The organism is Actinomadura sp. CNU-125 (genome assembly GCF_001942465.1).
In the GTDB taxonomy this organism is placed as follows: Bacteria; Actinomycetota; Actinomycetes; order Streptosporangiales; family Streptosporangiaceae; genus Spirillospora.
Genome location: NZ_MKJY01000066.1, coordinates 51302 through 71242 on the forward strand (window position 1 = coordinate 51302; position 19941 = coordinate 71242).

Below are 19941 nucleotides of genomic sequence, written 5' to 3' on the forward strand. Positions count from 1 at the left end.
GGTGGTCACAGTCGTGATCGAGGGCACCGCTACTGCGGGCATCGCCAGGTCTGGCCGGGCAGGCAGCCGAGCTTCCACACCTGTTGTGCCTCGAGGGGCTCAGCCGGTTTGTTCTGGATGACGTTGGCGCCGTCGTCCAGCGATGCCCCAGCGACCTCGAGAACCAGGCCGCTGTGCTGAGCGATCAGCCGGTACCCCTCCGCACCGTTATCGGAGACGTTGGCGACCTTCCACGCCTGCCGTGGCGCACCCGGATCGCACTGTCCCTGCTGGACGTTGGCCCCGGCCTCGGTCGCGCTGCCGACCACTTCCAGGCACATGGCGTTCTTGGGGTCGCTGAGGGTATTGGAGTTGGTCAGCGTGTAGTAGCCGTTGCCCTGGTGGGTGAACTTCCAGTCCTGCCACAGCCCGCCGTTGCACTCCCATTGGATGACGTTCGCGCCGTCGGTGATGGCGCGCTCGCGGTTTCGAGGCATTTCTCATCAGAGGCTGCCATGGTGGGGGCATTACGCAACCGGTAGGTTACCCCGTGCAGTTCGTGGAGCTTTTGCGCGGTGATATTCCACATCTGGTTGTTGACCAGCGGGTCCTGGCAGGCCCACTGGACAACGTTGGCCTCGGCGGCTTCGGAGGCGCCATCGACGGTCAGGCATTTGCCGCTGCGCTTGGAGGTCAGCCAGTAGCCTCTGGCCTTTTTCTCGGCCGTCCACTTCTGCCCGTCGCTGCCGTTGCAGTCGTACTGCCACACGTTGCGGCCATCCGCGGTTCCAGAGCCGTCGGTCCCGTCCACGTCGAGGCACTTACCGCTGTGGGGGTTGGTGAGGGTGTAGTAGCCGTTTCCGACCTCGGTGAACTGCCAGTCCTGCGCCACTGAGGCGTTGCAGGTCCCCTGGATGACGTTGGCTTGGTTCTCCAGCCCGCTGTTCGCGACGTCCAGGCAGTGCCCGGAATTGACGTTGACCAGCCGCAGCGTGCGGCCCGCGAATTCCCGGTCCTGAACCGATTCGTTGTAGATGACGAACAGTACTGAGTCGTCCGGGGCGGCCAGTGGCCACAACTGGGAGTCGTCGATCCACCCGTTCCAATACGAGGTTTTGGCTCCGGACGCTGTGACGCTCGCGCCGTACAGCAGCGATCCCTTGCCGGTCATCGGCGTCCACGAGGGCGACGAAGCCTCGTCGATCTTCTCTGGCATGACGTCTTGCGGCCAGCAGTTCGGGGTGCCCGGCGGCACGCACACCATGGTGTGCCCCGGCGTTTGTGTGCGGAGCCAGATCTTTTTGTTGATGTGGTCGTAGCCGCCCATGAGCGAGACCCAGTAGTTGGACCAGCCTTCGCTGGGCTGCGCTATGTCCCGGGACGCCGCCGCGATGACGGTTCCGTCGGCCTTGCGGTGCCGGAAGGTCCACTTGCCGCCGATCCAGCCCAGTTCGAACACGCTGTCGTCGGCCGCCTGCTGGCTGATGGCGATCTGGTCGCCGGTGGTTGAGGCGAGTTTGACCCAGGTGGAGAACATGAACCGCTGGCTCGTGTTCACCAGCGAGACCGGCTCCCCAGCGGGGTCGGAGTCCAAGACAGGGACGACCTCGCCGTACTGGCTCGATCCGTTCAGCTGAAACGCCAGGTCGGAGGGTACAGCCGTGCCCTGGTTTCCCGACTGCCCCATCGTCACTCCAGCGGGGAAGGCGATATCGGCATTGGGACGAGCCTGGCCGCTGTCCCCCACCGCATGCGCCACTGTCCCGCCGGCCTCTTCGTCCATCGACCAGGCTGCGTCACGCGGGGGCTGCTCGACGCCGAACTCGTACTTGACGGTCGGGCTCGTGTTCCCTGCCCGGTCGAACGAGGTCACCTCGACCCACTGCCACCCGAACTGCTGCGGCGTCCAGCCGAAACTCGCCTGTGCGCCAGCTGCCACCGTCTTGGTGCCTTCGGCGCCGTCCTTGAACCGGTAGTGGAATTTCACCACGTCGTTTGAGGAGCCCGGAGCGAGGGTGAACGTTCCCGTCTCGTACTTGCGATTCGCGGCGTCGTACCCTGACGTCTGCCCGGACGGGTACTGCGGCGAGGACACCATGGGCTGGACCGGCCGTTTGCCGTCGACGGTGAACTCGCACCAGGCCGACCACGGGCCCGATAGTCCGGTGTCGTCTTGGCCACGGACCCGCCACATCACATTCGTGCCGCCGTCCGGGCCCGATGCATTGTCGACATGCAGAGTGGTGAAGGATGCGTGCAGGTAACCGTCTGGCTCGGATTGCTGGTAGCCGCCGTTACTCGGGGAGTACTGGTACCAGCTCGCCCCCGGCTGCCCCAGCGGCGCGAGTTCGTACTGCGCCCGCAGCGGCTGACCGTCGTAACCACCGGAGGCGTCACCGTCGTAGTCGGTGATCTTCGCACGCAAAGTCCGGTCCTTCGCCGGCGAGGTCCCGACCCAGGGGCGTCCCTCGCCCTGTGTGCAGGCGTACTTGGTCGTGCCGCCGTTGCGCATGTGGACGTCCTTGACCGGCATCGGCACGCGCGAGAACTTCACGACCATGCGCGGGTCGACATCCATCACCTTCCAGGTGTGGGTGTCGTCGTAGTCCTTGTCCGGGAACAAGCCGAGGGTGAAGAAGTCCCACCGGTTGTCGGTGGCCCACTGCATCAGCCGCGTCAGGTGACCATCGACGAACCGCACGTCATTGGAGGAGCCGCCATCGCCGCATTCGGGTCGGCCGACGTTCACCGGCGCGGTGCTGAGCCAGTTGTTGGCCCAGCCCGACCCGGCCGGGATGTACGCGCCAGGGCGCGTGTTCCAGGTCGTGGAGGAGTAGATGTGGTCGACGTTGAACAGCCGCACGTCCCGCTTGGTGCACGACCAGGCGTGCAAGGTGTCGAACGTGATCGACACCGAATCCACCTTGACCTTCACGTTCCCGGACCACTGGTGCAGCGGGGAGGTGTCCATCCGGATATAGGAGCGCTTGTCGGTGTAGTCCTCGACCTCTCGCCCAGTAGGGAGACGGTCGGGCTTCCAGTAGTTGGAATCCGGCCACGTCCGGTCCACATACGCCCAGCCGGGACCCCAGCCGGTGTGCCCGTCGTCGCCTTCACGGCCGCCGTTCCACGTCTGCCAGGACGGGTCGATCACGATCGGGAAGCGGGTGTCGGGGGCGGTGAGCAAGTTCTGATCGGGAATCAACGCAAGAGAACCCGAGGTGACCTCGGCCTCCATCGGCTGGGACGCCGACTGGGGAGCCGGCCCGGCGGCGATCTCCTCAGGCGACGTCTGTGTCACCGCCTCGGTTTCGGTGCCCTCCCACATCAGCGGCTCCGGTGCGGTGAACACCTCGGTGCCTTCGGAGTCCACGGCGACCACGCGGTCATCGGACCGTTCCTGCAGAGTGAGGCCGTTGCCTCGAACCCCGAACACGATCCTTGCGAGCCCGGGATCTTGTGCAGCCTCTGGGGTTCGGACCACTACGTAGTGACTCCACCCCGTCGGAGTCGACCTCACTACTACGTCGATACCGGTCCCGCCGGCGTCCACGTAGGTGGCACTCGACCCATCGATGACCGGTTCGGGGAGGCTGCCGCGGCCCCACGTCAACGTCAGCGATTTGCCGTCCCGCGTCATCGTCGCCAGCACGTCGCTACCGTCGGCACCGAAGGTCACGCCGTTGACCGACATGCGCGACGCGATCGAACCGCCGGAGTTCTCCAGCGTCAGGTCCGCGTCGTGGAATGCGCCGTCCCGCTTCACTCGCACCGGGACCGGAGATGTCTCATACTCGAACGTCCCATCAGGCATAGCGGTGAGCTTGATGGTCTCCGACGTCCGCTCGGTCACCTCGACCAGGCTGCCGCTCTCCTCGGCCTCCTGTGACGCCAGTTCCTCGGCCGTCGGCTCAGGTGGTGTCTCCGTCGGGCTTGCCGATGCCGACGATGCGGACGCAAGCAGGAGGATCTGCAACAACCCGGCGCACAACGTCAGCACCAAGCCGATGGCGAACCAGTGGCGGCCCCGTTCGAACGACCAGCAGGAGAAGAACGGACGGCGTCTGTGTTCGCCGGCCCAGCGCAGCGGCATGAGGACCTCGACGGGTAAAGAAACAGTAAGAGCGGCGTAAAGCTAGCTCGAACCGCCGTGAAAGCGGAAGATGCCGTAACGATCTTCAGTGAGTGAATTGGATCACATAGTTGCAGATGGGGAACAAATGTTGACTCGAGTTGAGGCTTGAAGTAATGGGTGTCGAAGGTGTTGAATGTGGTGAAATGATTTCGGTGGGTAGCGTGAAGACATAAAAGGCATGAATTTCTCCCCAAGGGGCGGATCGGGTAAACGCGGCGAGGTTCGGTGTTACCGGATCGTGAGATTCTCAGCCGCCGGGAACAGCCAGTGATGGCCGGTTGGTGGGCAGCGACCAAAATGCGAGGGGCGGGTCGGCATCGAGCCGACCCGCCCCTCACCTGAGTGACTATTGAGGTTGAGGGACCTCGGTCCGTGGAGCCGGTGGGACGGTGTGCTGCGGCGGGCCTGGGTTCTGACCTGCGGCTCGAGGACGGGCGGTGGGCGGGATGGTGCCGGGGACTTGGGCGGCGACGGTGAGTGGTGTGCCTGCGCGGACCTTCACGATGACGGGGGCGGGGTCGGCGATGAGGTGGTAGATCGGTTCGCCGTCGATGGTGAGGATCTCGTAGCGGGCCAGGCGGACGCCGACGCGGTGGCCGTTGGTGTCGGTGGTCTCGAGGCGGTAGCCGATGAGTTCGGGTCCGAGGTCTTCGACGGGGATTTGCAGCCTGCTCATGGTGGTTGTCTCCTGGTCGTCGTGGTTGGTGGGTGCGGTGTCGTTCAGGGGGAGGTGGTGGGCTGCGGCATCTGGTGGAGTTCGTCTTGGTAGGTGGTGTCGGTTGCCCAGGGCGGCCGGGTTTGGTGGTGTGGACGCCGGTGGTGCAGTCGCCCAGCCAGGTGCGGCGGATGCGTTCGAGGGCGCGGCCGAGGCCATCGCCCCACTGGTAGGGGGCGGAGCCGGTGCCGCCCTTGGCGGGGTGGTGGGCGGACAGGTAGCCGGTCCATAGGTCGGTGAGTTCGGTGATGACGCCGCCGTGGTGGTGCCAGCAGCGGGGCAGCCGGTCGGGTGTGAGTTCGTAGGTGTCGGCGAGCCAGGTGACCCAGTCGACGAACTGCGGCCACAGCTCGTCGTATTCGGTGGCGTCGAGGCGGTCCCAGACGACGGGTGTGCCGGGGACGCGGTCGGGGCCGGGGACGGCGAGGTGCTGTTCGACGGTGGTGATGCGGCCGTCCAGCGCGGTCAGGTCTTCGCGCATGCCTTTCAGGACGGCGGCGATCTGTTCCTGGATCTGCTGCAGCCGTGCGCCGACATCGCCCGCAGGTGTGGTCATGGCTTCGTCCAGGTTGTGGTGGTGGTTTTGTGCAGGGCGCGGCGGGTGGCTTCGGCGATGTCGGCGGCGCGGGGGCCGCGGTGGGCCGGGACGAACCGGACGCGGGTGGCCGGGGTGGTGCGGTGGATGAGCACGCCGGTGCCGTCGGGTGCCGTGCGCAGTGCCGCAGCGTCGAGGATGGGGCTGCGGCGGGTGGAGGTGCTGAGCTGGACGCGGCGGTCGTCCTGGGAGACCGAGTGCTGTTCCTGGTCGTGGTCGCCGATGACGTCGGACAGCATTTTCAGCTCGCGGGGGTCGCCGACTCCGCCGAGGACGAGCTTGACGGTGGCGTTGGCGAACATCTGCCGGACGCCGAGCGGGCCCCAGCGTTGTTCGGCGGCCGCGAGGTTTTGCAGGCTGGCCAGGATGAAGATGCCGAACCCGCCCGCCAGCGACATCAGCTTGGGCAGCTCGGGGAGCGGGAGGCAGTTGGCGATCTCGTCGCCGAACAGCCCCAGCGGCGGGTCGAGGCGTCCGCCGGGGGCGCGGGCGGCACGGTGTTTGGCGGTGTCGGTGATCGCCCTGCCGAACGCGGCCAGCAGCGGCGCGAGCTGGGAGGCGTCGTCGTCCTCGCCGATGAGGTAGATGGTGCCGCCGCCGGTCAGCCATTCGTTGAGGGACAGGGATTCGGCCGGTGGGCAGCCGAAGATGTCGGCGATGCGGTCGTTGAGCATCCCGGCCAGCGGCTGGAACGCGGTCTTCCAGGACGCGCGCTGCTCCTCGTTGTCGCCCTCGTACATCACCGCGAGGGTGCGGGCGAGGTCGCCGCGGCCGTGGGCGGCCAGGATGTGGATCGGGTCTCGGGTGGAGGGGCTGGAGGCCCAGCGGACGACGTCGCGGGTGCCGAGTTCGTCGAGGGCGGCGGCGTGCAGCCAGCAGGCCAGCAGGATCTTGGCGTTGTGGACGAAGTAGCCGCCGTTGCGGGTGCCCTGGTCGCTGCGGGTCGCGGCGGCCAGCACCTCGGTGCGGCGCTGCGCGACGCCGAAGTCGGCGCAGCCGTCCACCAGCGACCAGCGCAGCGGGTCGGGCCATCCGGACACGTTGTACGGATCCAGGACGTGCACGGGCCCGGGGCGCAGTTCCGCCGTCGCGTAGAGCACGTCGGTGCGGGCGGACGTGACGAGCGCGGGGCCCTTCGGCCAGTCCAGCAGCGCGGGGATGACGACCTGCTGGGTCTTCCCGGCGCGCGCCGGTGCGATGAGCGCGACGGAGTCCTCGATCGGCACCCACAGCGGTAGCCGCGCGCCGATCGCCGTCCCGCACGCCACGGCCACGTCGGTCACCTTGACCTGGTCGGCGGGCATGCCCGGTCGCAGGATCGCGGCTTTGCGCAGCGCGCTGCGTTCCGACAGGGCCCGGTTCAGCTCCGCGCGGGTCGCCAGGCCGTCGCGTCCGCCGTGGCTCCACCCGCGCAGGCGGCGCGCCGCCTGGTGGACGGCTGCGGCCGCGCCGCTCGCCAGGACGGCGAAGCAGGTCCAGAACGCGATCGGGCCGCCCACGCCGCGGCCGCCGCCGGCCCGGTAGGCGGCGGCCGGGTCGCCCGGGTCGGTGATCAGGCGGGGCAGCGCCGTTCCGGCCGCGCTCCAGGGGACGTCGGCGAAACCGCCGTGGCTGAGCACCCCGGACGCCAGGGCGGCCAGCCACGTGAACGTCGCCAGGCCCATCGCGGCCGCGACCGCGTAGACCAGCAGCCAGTCCTGTCCGGACGAGCGCGCCCCCGGCATCGTTCGAGACCGGCCGCCGTACCCGGTCATCGAGGCGCCCCGCCGGAGCCGTCTTCATCGCCGGGCCATGCCGGGCCGTCAGGGCGTTTCCACGGCGACGCCGACGCCTCGATGCCTGCGGGCACGCCCGGTTCGTCGCCGCGTTCGGCCATGCGCTTGTTGGTGTTGGTCAGTTCCTCCTCGACGCCGGTGCGCAGGTGCTGGACGAGCTGGGTGATGCCCGCCAGGCTCCACACCCCGTTCCCCGGGGCGCAGAGGTTGGCCGGGTCCTTGATCGCCTGGCGGGCCCACTGCGGGAGCTCCAGGTACTCGGCGACGGTGTCGGCGTCCTCGCCCTCGATGTGGTAGACGACCCGGGTCGCCGACAGCTTGATGATGCTCATCGCCTCCGGGACCTCGTCGAGACGCAGGTCCGACAGGTGGTGCGCGACGGCGACGACCGACAGCGCGAGCCGCCGCCCGAAGCGCATGAACTCGTTGAACAGCCGCGCGACCGGGCGGTGCCCGAGGATGTGCCATGCCTCCTCGACCACGAGGGTGTACTTGGTGGTCGAGCGCGGGTCGATCCAGCCGAACCGCAGCCAGGCGCCGGCGACCGCGAGGAACAGCGGCATCGCCTCGCCCTCGCGCGGCAGCCGCGTGAGGTCGAAGATGACGAGCCGTCCGGTCAGGTCGATGCCCGCCGAGGTCGGGCCGTCGAACAGCCCGGCCAGGTTGCCGCTGACGAGCCGGTGCAGCGCGAACGCCGCCGGCATCCCCCACTCGGTCAGCTCCTCGGCGCTGCAGGGCCGCCGCCCCAGCATCGCCGTGGTCGGCGCGGTCAGCGCCGCGAACACGTCGCTCAGCACCGTCGCGCGCCCCTGACCGGACGCCACGATGTTCGCCCGCGTGAGCGCGACCTCGAGCGCGAACGCGGCGTCGGACGTCAGCGGTTGTCCGAGGACGATCTCGACCATCGATGTCAGCACGTCGATCTGATGCTGCCCCGGGATCGCCGGGTCGAGCGGGTTGATGCGCACCCCGTCCGTGCCGGACGCGCCGTAGGTCAGGCGGATCGGGACCACGCCGAGCGCGACGGCGATGTCCTCCACTCGCCGACCTCGCCCTCGCCTTGGGCGTCGAGCACGACGAACGCGCGGTCACGGTAGGCGAGCTGCCGCAAAACGTACGTTTTTACCATCGCCGACTTGCCGTGCCCGGACTTGCCCAGCACCAGCATGTGCGGCGCGGGCAGCCGCACCCGGGCCGTCTCGTCGTACATCACGAACGGGTCGTAGATGAACGCCTTGCCCGAGTACCGTTCGCGGCCGACGATGACACCGCGATGGCCCAGCGCCGGGGCGCCGACCGCCAGGTACATCCCGCATGCCTGACGGCTGGTCGTGCGCAGCCCCCGCCGCGTCGTCAGCCGCTGCGGCAGCAGCGGCGCCAGCGGATTCCACATCGACGTGCTCATCCCAGCTCCTTCACCACTCGCGCAGCAGCCCGGTCGCCAGCGGAAGCGTGTTGGCGAACGCCCGCCAGTGCTCCCGGTCGCACCACTCCGGACGCATCCGCGACTTCACGATCGCGCCGCGCACCACGTCCTGCGCCTTGGCCAGCTCCTTCTCGCCGCGCGCCGACACCGTCACCCAGCCCGTCAGCGTCACCCCGGCGTAGCCCTCGCCGAGCTCCTCGACGGTCTGCGCGGCGCGGGCCCGCGCCTGCTTGTCCTTGGGGTTCTGCACCGGCCCGCCGTCGGCCTGGCCGATCTCGTTCGACAGGTCCCCCATCGCCCGCGACAGGGCCCGCTCGGAATCGGCCAGATCCATCACGACCGTGACCGTGCGAATCGCGTCGTCGATCCACAGCAACAGTGGGGCCAGGAAGTTCACCCGCACCGACACCACCGGCAGCTCCTTGAACCAGGCCGTTGCCGAGTACCACGGGTCGGGATTCGACCAGGTCCGCGTCTTGACGAACCGCGGGTCGCGCCCGTCGACCTCGGCGGGCCACGCGCTCTGCCGGTTGGCGCCCACCGTGTCGTCGATCTGGTGTGTCGGGTCGTACAGCGAGTGGATCAGCGACGCCAGCGTCGCCTCGTCCAGCGTCCGGACGAGCCGCAGCTGCGCCAACGGCAGCGTGCGGACGAACGTCTCCACCTCCGCGCCGACCACCCGTCCGAACCCCTCGGCCAGGGACGAGTAGGCGCGGGCCTCGGCCACCAGCGCCTGCGTGTACGGCACCGACAATGTCACGAACAGCCGCCGGTCCTCGGCCGAGATCGCCACCTGCTGCTGCAGCCGGTCGTAGGAGTCGCGCAGCCACGCGGGCGCGTCCCAGTCCCGGCGGGCGACGGAGTCGCGGGCGTGCGCCGTCGGATCGGTGGGCACCACCCGCAGCATCCACGCCAGCCGCCGGATGCGGCTGGCCTCGGCGGTCGAACGCAGCAGGTGCTCGAACGCCACGATCAGCGACTCGCGCTCCGGCTCGTCCAGCCCGCCGAAGTCCCGGTCGGCCTCCACCTCCAGCGTCGCGGTGAACACCCGCTCGGTGGGCTGCATCAGCACCGCCACCTCGCCGAACGCCGTCGAGGCCGTCAGCCACTCCAGCGGCGGCACACCCGCCGGCGGCGGGACCGGCCGCAGCCGCCCCGCCGACGACCGTCCCGCCCGCGGCGCCCGCGAGACGTACAGCAGGTCGCCGCCGCGCAGCGCCCGCCGGTAGGTCCGCCGGATCTCCCGCCACCGCAGCCACGTCCGTCCCTTGTACGGCGCCAGCGCGGCCCAGGCGGTGAAGACCCCGACGCCCGCGCCGCCGAGCAGCTTCAGCGGCCACGTCGGGACCGTCCACAGCAGCACCAGGACGAGCGCGCCCGCCCCCAGGAGGAACGCCTGCTCCTGGGCTTCCAGCCGGTGCCCGATCAGGCCGCGCGGACGCGACCGCGGGAACGTGAATGTACGAGTCATCATCAGGTTCTTCCTGCGTGGTGGGTGGGAGCGGACGCACGGGACGGCGCGGCCCCGCGGCCCGTCGATGTACGGGCCGGGGCTGCGCGATCGCCGCGGGGGCTACCGCTGACCGTCCCGGTCGTCGTCGGGAGTGGGAGGCGGGGGCTCCTCGGGCGGGGGCGGCGCGTCGTTGGGCTGCCCGCCTCCGGAGTCGGCACCGTGGCCGACGTCCTCGCCGGTGGCGCGTTCGGCCCCCGACTGGGCGGCTCCCCCGAGGAACTCCTTGACCTCGTCCATGGTCTGTTTGGCCGCGCCGACTCCGGCGCCGACCGGACCGGCGGCCTCGAAGGCCCCGGCCTCCGCCGCACCGGCGCCCGTCCCGGCACCGTCGGCAGCCTTTCCCGCGCCCTCGACGCCATCGGGAGTCGGTACGCCCGCGCCGCCGTCCTCGCCGTCGCCGCCGACGGGCGGCTTCATCGCGCCGCCGCCGATCTTGTCGATGCCCTTCTGCACCATCTCCGAGGCGGCGTCCAGGCGGCCGCCGGTGGTGGACGCCATGTCGTCGGCGCCCCCCTTGGCCTGCGACCCCGCGCCGCGGACCCGCTCCGTGGCGTCGCCGCGGGCGGCGGCGATGGTGGCCAGCTCGTCCCCGAAGGCGGGAACGAACTTGCCGATCGCGACCGGGAGCAGGAACGCCAGGAAGAACAGCGCCATCACCACGAAGAGGATCTGCAGGGCCGTCAGCGGATCGGTGACCGTGTCGGTCAGCTCGAACTCGCGCAGGATGCCGGTCGCGAGCGCCAGCACGGTCAGCGTCACCGGCTTGCTCATGATGACCGCGATGGTCGCGCCCAGCCACCGCTTGGTGTGCTGCCACAGCGACCGGTCCACCAGCCCGGAGAACACCAGCGGGCCGAACGCCAGCGCCACGTACAGCAACGCCGACCGCACCACCAGCTCGGCCCAGACCGACACCACCGCGAACAGCAGGAACGAGCCGAGCATCGTGGCCAGGAACCCGCCGCCGCCCAGCGCCAGCATCACCGTCCAGATCTGCGCGAGGGTGTCCTCCAGGTCGGCGATGTCTCCCAGCACCGGCCGGAACATCGCCGCGGACGCCTCGTCCACCAGGTCGGTGACCACCGCCACCGCCGCCGGGGCGAACGCGGAAACCACCACGGCGACGAGGAGGTAGCCGATCGATTCGCCGATCGCCTCGGCCGGGCCCGCCCCCGCCACGACCCGCTTGCCGACGGCGATCAGCCACAGGAACGCCGTGACGAACGTGGCCAGCCCGAACATCATCGTGTAGGTGCGCAGGAACCCCTTGTTGCCCCAGTCCACGCCGGACGTCTCGTCGACGAGCTGCGCGAACAGCTTCAGCACCGAGCCGATCGCCTTCTGGATCATCGTGGCGACGTAGCCGAACGGGTCGGAGGCGAACGACAGCGGCCGCTTCACTCCCCCGTACAGCTCGCATGCTTTGACGATGACTGGAAGATTGCACACCACCGACTTGCCGAAGTCTTCGTCGTCGGGACGCTCCTCGGTCGGGTCCTCCGCAGGAGCGGAGGGAGTCGGCGAGGGGGAGCCCGATGGGGACGCCGGACTCGTCTGGGACGGCTCCGCCGGCCCGCCCTGCCCGGGGAGCCCAGGCAGCACCGGAGCCGTCGGAAGGGGCGGTATTTCGGGGACGTCCGGTCCCGGCTCCGCTCGTGCCGGCGAGGCGGCCGTTCCGGGCGCTGCCCACACCGCCGTCGCGGCGATCCCCGATGTCAGCAGGAGCCCTGCCAGGACGACGAGCAGGCGCAGTCCCTTCACGCGTTCGCCGCCGAGCCTGGACGGCGTGCCGTTGCCCGACCCTTGCCGACCGCCGGACGTCCGCGCGAGGTCATGAGACCGGCGGCGGCGCATCGAAGCCCTCCAACCTCTTCGTCCACTCCATCGACGAACTCGGCCCCTGGCTTCCCGACACCGGGACGGGACCGGGCGTCGCGGTCAGCGAAGCGACCTTCCAATCGTCGTCCTGCCAGGTCAGCGTGATGCTGTAGGTGGCCCAGGAGGCTGTGGGCGGCAGCGTGGAGTTCTCTCCGAGGACGCCGATGATCTCGGCCATCCACACTTCGACGGTCGCGATTTGTCCGGAGTACGACGTCACCCGGGTTCCAAGCGGGGCGCTGCGAGCCAGGAACCGGGCACCGCCGGGGCCGAGGCCGCCGGGCTGCAGACCCAGCCGGGCCATCACGGCGTCGGCGTTGGTGTTGTCGCTGGCCAGCTGTGCCGGGAGGGCCTCGCGCGACATCATCGCGCCCAGCACCCCGCGGCGGACCTGCTCGTCGGTGAAGTAGTCGGGCCGCGTGCGCGCCATCTCGTAGTTGACGGCCGCGGCGACGGCCCCGGCGCGCGAGTGCGCGTAGCCCACCGCCACGCCATGCCGCGTTCGGCTCGCCCCGTCGCCCGGGGCGGGCTGGGCGTGGCCGGGACGCCGGTCCGGCGGGTTCGCCGAGGAGGGGGCGTCGTTCCCGCCCGCCGCGAGCCAGATCGCCGATCCGGTCAGGACGGCCGCGCAGGCGGTGATGGCGATCAGCAGCCGGGGCGAGGAGGCGGTGGCCCTGCGCCAGGAGGCGCCTGTGGGAGGTCCCGGCCGGTCGTCCGGCAGCAGCATGGTCGGCCGCCGCGAAGGGGCGTTATTGCGGTCATTCTGGGAGTTTCTGGGCACGATCAGACGCCCATCCCGTAAACGATCGTGAAGAGTGTGCCCATCGAGGCGACCAGGAATACGCCGATAAGGCCACCTATGACCAGTTTCCGGCCGTCGCGGATCGCGATCGGATCTTGGGAGAAATCAGACTGTCCGAGCCGAATTTTCCCGGTTCCCAGCAGTGCCGTGCCGAGGCACACCAGCAGCACCGCGGCCATGATCACCTGAATGATCGTTCGCGCCTTCTCGCCGACGTCGGCGAACGGACCCCAGTCGGGCTGAAGCCCGTTGAACAGGTTCTCCGCTCCGCCGTCATCAGGAGCGGCGAGTGCCACCATCTCCCCGATTGTGCTCGTGACCAGGCAAAATAATGTGGGCAAGCCCAACTCCCTCCCCCGTGCGGACCCGAACTCCCGGCCATCCGCCGATCCTTCGACGCCGTTCGTCCCGTAGGCGCGGTGCGAACCGACAGCGAATGCGATTTAATCAGCGGGACGCAGTCATAACATCAGTCACAGTGCGTCACAAGCATTATGACGATGTGCAGAGGAGGTTCGGTTCGCGGTGGCTAGCAGAAGTTCGTTAAATGCCTGTCACTCGAACTGGCAATGGGAATCTCAACGAGCAATGTCGGGCAATGCGGACGGACCGGAGGGGCGCGGTGAAGAAGGGCAAGGGGGCGCTCACCGCAGTACTCCTCCCCGTCTTGACGATGCTCGCCTTGCCGCTCGCCGCCGGCCTCGGTGGCATGGCCGCCACCGCCGCCGCCTGCACGCTCCCGCCCACCGGTGGCCGCCCCACCGACGACCACCGGTTCGAGATCCCCCTAGACCCGCAGGGCGACCAGGCATACCTGGTCCTGAACGACGACCAGAAGGAGATCGCGGCTCTCATCACCGCAGTGGGCCTGAGCCGGAACCTGCCACCGCGCGCGCTCGTCCTGGCCACCGCTGCTGCCCTCGCGGAGAGCGAGCTGATCAACGACACCACCGCGACCCGAGACGGCGGCAGCGGCCTGTACGGGATGCGTCCCGACCACTGGGGAACCCGCGACCAGGTCGATGACCCGGTCGGCGCCACCAACCTGTTCTACCGCGCGATGACGAACATCGGAGACTGGCAGACCCGCCCCCTCGGCGAGGTCTTGGCCGAGATCCTCCACCGCCCGCCCACCGCCGAAGGCAAGTACTCCCAGTGGGAGCAGATGGCCGGGCGTACGGTCCGCGACGCCGTCGAAACCTTCCGGCCCACAGCCCGGCCCCAGCTGCCCGCCGACTGCGGCACTGGGACCGGAGACAGCGGCGTGGCACTGGCCGCGGTCCCGCCCGAGTACCGGCCCTGGATCATCAAGTCGGCTGCCCAGTGCCGCGAGGAGAAGGCCGTCCTCCTCGCCGCCCAGCTGTTCCAGGAGAGCCGCTTCCGTCCGGACCGCACCAACCCGCGATCGGGTGCCGCAGGCATCGCCCAGTTCATTCCTGCCACCTGGGCGACCTGGGGAGTCGACGCCGACGGGGACGGCACGACCAGCCCCAAAGATCCACCGGACGGCATCATGGCCGCCGGACGGTTCATGTGCCATCTGATCGGCAAGGCGAAACGCAGCGGCCTGTCCTCGGCCACGCCCGTCCAGCTCGCCCTCGCCGGCTACAACGCCGGATGGGGAAAGGTCCTCAAGTACGGCGGGATCCCGCCGTACACGGAGACCCGCAACTACGTCCGCGAGATCGAGGCTCGCGCGCGCCGCTGGGCCGCCGCCGCGCCTTCGGGCCCGGTCACCCTGCCCGCCGGATTCCGCCTGCCAGCCGGGACGCCCCACCAGGTGCGGGTCGCCGTCGCCTGGGCCCTGCGGCAGCGCGGAACCCCCTACGTCTACGGAGGCAGCTGCACCGACCCCAAGAAGGCGCCGACCCCCGCGAACTGCGACTGCTCCTCGCTCGTCCAGCAGGCGTACAAGCAGGCCGGGGTTTCGCTGCCGCGCACGACGTTCCAGCAGGTTCACGAAGGGCGCCCCGTCCCGTCCGGCCAGATCGCCGCGGGGGATCTGCTGTTCACCGCCGGCAGCGGGGGCAGCGCCGCCCGGCCCGGTCACGTCGGCATGGCCATCGGCGGCGGCCTGCTGGTCCAGGCGCCCCGGACCGGGGACGTCGTCAAGGTCAGCCGGGTCGCGGACTGGCGTCGCAAGCTCACGTCCGTCCGGCGTGTCGTGGGGTGATCCCGTGCAGACGATCGCCGCGTGCGCGGCCCGAAGAGCGGAGACGTGGGTGCGGCCTCGGCCGTGCGGGGTGAACCGACGCTCTCTGACCGCCCGGTCGCGCTATCCACAGCCTGTGAACGAAGCGGCGTGCCTCGCCCCATGGGGCGCCGGAAACGTGTACGGTCCCACTAGGCCGCTGCGGACACCCTCCAGGTGCTCGCGAAAAGCTCCAGAAACCAGCGACGGCGGCTCGCCGGGCATCGGATGGTCCTCCGATGGCCAGCGACACGCCGCCGCTGCTGGCGAGATCGAACTGACTGGCAGGAAAGCTCGATCTCGGCTCGCCCCATCGGTTCATTGCCTAAACCCACCGAGGAGGCTGTCTTGAGGGTACCTCCTATGCGGAGCCCATGGACGGCAGACACGCCCGTTGAGGCCGCACGCCCAGGATTGGGTGCGCAGGCGCCGGGGTCTCACGCACCGTCCCCACGAACTCTCCGTCCCGCTCGTCCGGCACGTCTGCCCGGCGGCACGCTCTTGTCATCGACGGAGGTGCCCCTGGAATGAGAAAAGCGCCCCGTAGGGCGCTTCCCCATGCAATTTAACGGTTCTCGAACCTCTCGCTCCGGATGACGGCCAATCCTCTGGACGATCGGTAACGAGACCGCGTGTTAGGCACCCGTGCAGGTGCCCGACGTATGGAGACCGACGATAGCACGTAGTCGTCAGGTCGGCCTAGTGCGCCTCGAATCCGAGAGCGACCAAGCCGCCCTGCAGCCCCCTGTTTCCGCAGGTCTACCCGGTGATGAGCGGGAGACACGCGGATCTCTTTCCCGTGTCCCGGGAGCCGATGTCGCCGCGCGGGCGTGGGCGCGCATCACCGTGCCCTTCATCGCGCAGCGTCCGTTGATGCGCCGTTCCCCCGACGGTGGCCGATCGTTCCCCCGCTGCTCTCGTTCGGGCCACCGGTACGAGGTCGAGATCAAACCGGGGTTGCCGAACCGGCCCGCGACCGTCCCGACGGCCGACGCCGAGACGGCCAAGAGCCGTCTGCTCGTCCTCGACCTGGACGCCTCGCGCGTCCCGCCGGAGGACGCGGCCGACCGTCCCGCGTACATCGCGCGGGCCGCCACTCGGATCGTGGAGCTGATCGAGGAGTGCGGCGGCCGCTGCCTGGTCGATGTCAGCCCGTCGGGCGGGCGGCACGTGTACGTGCTGTGGGCGCAGCCGATCCGGTTCTTCGAGCTGACCAATCTCGTGAGGGCCTTCGCGGCGCGGTTCCCGGTGGTGGACTCCTCCCCGATGGAGAGCCTGCACGGGCAGATCCGCGGCCCGGGCTCGCCGCACAAGAGCCTCGGCGGCCGGCTGACCGGCTTCATGACGCTGACGTGCAGCGTGGACGAGGCCGAGGCGATCTGCGCTCGTCCGTGCGGGTCGGCGGTGTGGGACGCGCTGCTCGTCGAGCTGGCCGCCGAACTCGACGCCGTCTCCGGCGCTCCGTCCGGCTCGGAGGCCAGGCACCCGGACGCGCCCGACGCCGCCCCGGGCATCGAACTCGACCTCGATGGACGGCCGTACCGGCTGCGCCTCGGCGGCCGCGGAGCGTTGCGCGCCGACCTCGAACACACCGCGCGCACTGGCAATTGGGACGCCGCCCGCTACCGCTCCAGTTCGGAAGCCCGCCAGGCGATCCTTACGAGCGCCGCGGCGCGCGGATGGCGGCTCCAGCACGTCCGTGAGCGGCTCACCCGCGATTGGACCGCGATCGCCGCCTGGTGGCGGGACGACGCACTCCTCGACGCCGAATGGGCGAAAGCCGTCGCGTTCACCACCGAGCCCGACCTGCCCCCACCACCCTCCGTCCCGCCAAAAGCGGGGTTTCCCGTCCAGAGGCGCAACACCAGTGCGTCTAACCCCACGCGGGGGGAGAGGGCAGCTGGGGTTAGCCGTGCAGCATCGCGGCCGTCACCGGACGGAAAGACACAACAAGCCACCGATCTTTACGATGTAAGGCGAGGAGGGGCGGGCAACCCCTGGGCCATCGAAGTACGACCGGCACCGTGGACTCTGACGACCTACCAGCAGATCCGCACCTGGCAGAACGCCATGCGCATCGTCGAGCGGCTCCTCGAACTGGAGTGGGGCAACCGGGCCTTGACCTACCGCGCGATCCTGCGCGCGGTAGGCGCGGCCGCCCAGATGTCAGGACGCACCGAGATCGAGTTCGGCACCCGCCAATTGGCGTACATGGCCGCAGTCGACCACACCACCGTCAGCCGTGCGCTGCACGACCTATGCGGAGGCCCCTACGCCCTCATCGATCACGTCCGTGATGCCCAAGGCGTCCGAGCCGACCTCTACCAGCTCGTCATCCCCGACTCCATCCTCTCCCAGGCCACCGGCCGCACGTGGCGTCCTGGCCGCATCGAAGCCATCCATCCGGCCTTCCGCCCGCTGACACGCGGCGCCGCGTTCGCCTACGAAGCCCTGACCAACCACGAGATCGCGGCCCCCGACTTGGCGGCCGCTGCGCTCCTCCCCCGCAGCACGGCGTACCAGGCCCTCGCCGAACTCGCCGCTTACGGGCTCGCCGAACGCGGCCCCGACGGCGGCTGGCGACGCGGCACCGCCGACCTCGACCAGATCGCGACCTGGAACAAGGGCAGAGCAGACGCAGAGACTCAGCTGGCCGGCCACCGTACCGATCGCGCCGAGTGGCACGCCTTCCTCGGCATCACCGCCCAAGACGCGACGGAAGCACACGGCCCGTGCGCCGACCGCCACCGCCTCGCCCCGGCTCCCAGAAGCCTCGTCCCGCCCCCACGCCTGCGCCCCATCACCGAACGCGACCTCGCCCGGCCACCCGACGTCGAAGCCCTCCTGGACGAAATCCACTCTGCCCGAGCCCCGACCACCCGGCCGCAGATCCCCGACGATGTCCGCGCAGAGATCCGAGCCGCCCACATCAGCCTGGCCGCCGACGAGCGAACCGCCGCCGAACAAGCCGAGTACGAAAACGAACTGAATCACCTCCACCTGACCAACGACACCGTCACCGGCCAGTTAGCCGACGTGAACGGCACCAAGACTCCAAAGGAGGCGACCCAAACCGTTGGGGAAAGCGGCTCGCTGGACAGACACTCAGTGCCCGAAGGTGCCGCCCCCGAGCGGCCATGACCGGTCGGACAGGTGACGCACCCGGGGCTGAGGTCGCGGCCCGGTGCGCCACCCCCAATATCCAGCCCCGCCCAGCTCGTTCGAGTTTGATCGCGCATGAAACGAGTAAGGCAGGCCAAGCCGAGGAACCAGCGGCGTAGACTCAGGATCATGTCCGACGCGATTGATGTCTTGAGTCAGGTGCAGCCGGGCCGGATGTCCCGCGAGGAGGGACTGGCGGCGCTGCAGGATCTGTGGGGTCCGCCGCAGGACACGCCCGAGCAGGCCCGCGCCGACGCCTGGGCCCGCCGTGCGACCGGCCAGCCCAAGCAGCCCGGCGATGACCGCCTGCTGGCCGAGGCCGACGCCGACATCGCCGCCAAGTACGGCCGGTCGGTGCGCCGCGCCTCATGACCGACCCTTCCCCCGCCACAATCCCGACGGGCGTGCACGGCCGTGTCCTGGACACCTCCGCCCTTATCGACCTGGTGACCGGTCGCACCCTGTACGCGCAAGCGTTCGCCCGCCACTCCACGACCACCGGCTTGATCTGGGCCGTCCCCACCACCGCCGTCACCGAAGCCTGGGCCCGTCTGCCCGACAAGAATCGGCTCGGCCTGTCGGTCCTGGCCCAGCTCGGCCACACCGTCATCGAAACGCTCGACATCCACCAGGCCGGCCCGGTCGGTGAGATGCTCGAAGCCGCCGGGCCCGAGTTCGACGTGTGCGCCGCCCACGTGGCAGAGGTCGCCACCCGCCGCCGATGGCCAGTCCTGACCGACCGGGGCGTTCGCCTCCGCGCGGTGGTGCCGGGCCTGGAGATCGAACCTCTTCCCTGAACCGAAGCGATTGCTCGCCTCAGCCTCAACGACGGCCTCACCGGGGGCGTGTTCCCCCTGCTGTTCACCGACCACGGCCTGGGCCTGGCCGCCGTCGGCCTCATCAAGGGCCTCTACCCGCTGCTGTGGGGCCTCGGCCAAATCCCCACCGGGCACCTCGCCGACCGCATCGGCCGCAAACCCCTCATCGTCACCGGCATGCTCGTCCAAGCCGCCGGGTTCGCCCTCGCCCTCGCCCTGCTTGACCGGCCGCTGCTGGCGGGGGTTCTGTCGGCCGTCGCGCTCGGCATCGGCACCGCCATGGTCTATCCCGCGCTCATCGCCTCGGTGTCCGACCACGCCCACCCCAGCTGGCGCGCCAACGCGCTCGGCACCTACCGGTTCTGGCGCGATATCGGCTACGCCGCCGGCGCCCTGGGCGCCGCCGTCCTCACCGCGGCCTCCGGCATCCTCGCCGCTCGCTGGATCACCGACCGACCCGCTTCATGAGGCCATCGAGCCGCGAAGAGAGGTCTGTCCAGGTGGTTAGCGACGGAAGAGCCGGAACCCAACAGTCCTTCTTCCCGCGTCCGTTCTGGGCAGTTCTTCCTGGCGCGCCGCATTCGGCTCGTGGAATTCACGAACGGGGTCAGGGGTGGCCGCGGACGCGTCCGGTGGCGAACCCGAGCCCGGCCGGTGCTCCGGCGCCGATCGTGACCGGTTCCGGGGTGCCGCAGCAGGAGGACGCCGGCTCCTGCTCGGTGGGCTGGGGGGCCGTTTCGGTGGAGCACGAGGTGCCGCAGCCCCCGTTGTCCTGCGTCCCGGGGAGCTGGTCTTCGGTGATCAGGTCGGTGGAGCACACGCCGGTCTCGGGCAGGTCGAGCTGGAGGGTGTCGGCGGCTTCGCGGTCCCCGGCGAGTGCGGCGGCGATGGAGCGGACCTGTTCGTATCCGGTGGCCATCAGGAACGTCGGGGCGCGGCCGTAGCTCTTCAT

14 protein-coding genes and 2 pseudogenes are annotated in these 19941 nt (G+C 69.8%); 5 read left to right on the forward strand and 11 right to left on the reverse strand.

Translation table 11 applies throughout. From position 1 onward, the window contains the following. Positions 1–29: 29 nt before the first annotated feature. The 10 genes and pseudogenes from BJF79_RS59095 to BJF79_RS09500 form a co-directional block, all read right to left on the reverse strand. Positions 30–476 (reverse strand): RICIN domain-containing protein, encoded by a 447-nt coding sequence (locus BJF79_RS59095; RefSeq protein WP_075896338.1) that lies wholly within the window; start codon positions 474–476, stop codon positions 30–32. A 98-nt stretch (positions 477–574) separates the two neighbouring features. After that, positions 575–4072 (reverse strand): annotated as a pseudogene (locus tag BJF79_RS09460) (RICIN domain-containing protein); the annotation flags it as partial. Positions 4073–4460: 388 nt separating this feature from the next. Then, positions 4461–4790, reverse strand: a complete 330-nt coding sequence (locus BJF79_RS09465) for a hypothetical protein (protein WP_075896342.1) — start codon at positions 4788–4790, stop codon at positions 4461–4463. 591 nt (positions 4791–5381) lie between these two features. Next, positions 5382–7178 carry a type IV secretory system conjugative DNA transfer family protein gene (locus tag BJF79_RS09470; protein WP_262401761.1) on the reverse strand — a complete coding sequence of 599 codons (1797 nt, stop codon included), beginning with the start codon at positions 7176–7178 and terminating at the stop codon, positions 5382–5384. Next, a complete protein-coding gene (locus tag BJF79_RS09475) occupies positions 7175–8239 on the reverse strand; it encodes an ATP/GTP-binding protein (protein ID WP_075896344.1) in 1065 nt (354 codons plus the stop codon). The genes BJF79_RS09470 and BJF79_RS09475 overlap by 4 nt, the downstream gene beginning before the upstream one ends. Continuing rightward, entirely contained in the window at positions 8194–8604 is a 411-nt protein-coding gene (locus tag BJF79_RS09480; RefSeq protein WP_075896346.1) for a hypothetical protein, read from the reverse strand. Before BJF79_RS09480 ends, BJF79_RS09475 begins: the two co-directional genes overlap by 46 nt. A gap of 10 nt (positions 8605–8614) precedes the next feature. Then, entirely contained in the window at positions 8615–10099 is a 1485-nt protein-coding gene (locus BJF79_RS09485; RefSeq protein ID WP_262401762.1) for an SCO6880 family protein, read from the reverse strand. A 99-nt stretch (positions 10100–10198) separates the two neighbouring features. Next, on the reverse strand, positions 10199–11899 hold the full coding sequence (locus BJF79_RS09490; protein ID WP_143219810.1) for a hypothetical protein: 1701 nt from the start codon (positions 11897–11899) through the stop codon (positions 10199–10201). A gap of 70 nt (positions 11900–11969) precedes the next feature. Beyond that, complete coding sequence (locus BJF79_RS55265; protein ID WP_083733296.1) at positions 11970–12743, reverse strand: hypothetical protein; 774 nt, start codon at positions 12741–12743, stop codon at positions 11970–11972. A 56-nt stretch (positions 12744–12799) separates the two neighbouring features. Continuing rightward, positions 12800–13117 carry a hypothetical protein gene (locus BJF79_RS09500; protein ID WP_075896374.1) on the reverse strand — a complete coding sequence of 106 codons (318 nt, stop codon included), beginning with the start codon at positions 13115–13117 and terminating at the stop codon, positions 12800–12802. A 323-nt stretch (positions 13118–13440) separates the two neighbouring features. Here BJF79_RS09500 and BJF79_RS09505 point away from each other — a divergent pair, with 323 nt between their 5' ends. The 5 genes from BJF79_RS09505 (at position 13441) to BJF79_RS09525 (ending at position 19457) form a co-directional block, all read left to right on the forward strand. After that, on the forward strand, positions 13441–14991 hold the full coding sequence (locus BJF79_RS09505) for an NlpC/P60 family protein (RefSeq protein WP_158079134.1): 1551 nt from the start codon (positions 13441–13443) through the stop codon (positions 14989–14991). Positions 14992–15966: 975 nt separating this feature from the next. Continuing rightward, positions 15967–18150: a hypothetical protein gene (locus BJF79_RS53050; protein ID WP_075896352.1), complete on the forward strand. Its 2184-nt coding sequence runs from the start codon at positions 15967–15969 to the stop codon at positions 18148–18150. 150 nt (positions 18151–18300) lie between these two features. After that, positions 18301–18543 (forward strand): hypothetical protein, encoded by a 243-nt coding sequence (locus BJF79_RS09515; protein ID WP_075896354.1) that lies wholly within the window; start codon positions 18301–18303, stop codon positions 18541–18543. Next, positions 18540–18968, forward strand: a complete 429-nt coding sequence (locus tag BJF79_RS09520) for a hypothetical protein (RefSeq protein ID WP_262401763.1) — start codon at positions 18540–18542, stop codon at positions 18966–18968. Before BJF79_RS09515 ends, BJF79_RS09520 begins: the two co-directional genes overlap by 4 nt. Positions 18969–18977: 9 nt before the next feature. Continuing rightward, on the forward strand, positions 18978–19457 hold the full coding sequence (locus tag BJF79_RS09525) for an MFS transporter (RefSeq protein ID WP_262401767.1): 480 nt from the start codon (positions 18978–18980) through the stop codon (positions 19455–19457). 139 nt (positions 19458–19596) lie between these two features. On the opposite strand, the pseudogene BJF79_RS50750 reads toward BJF79_RS09525, so the two are convergent. Next, a pseudogene (locus BJF79_RS50750) lies at positions 19597–19941 on the reverse strand (hypothetical protein); the annotation flags it as partial.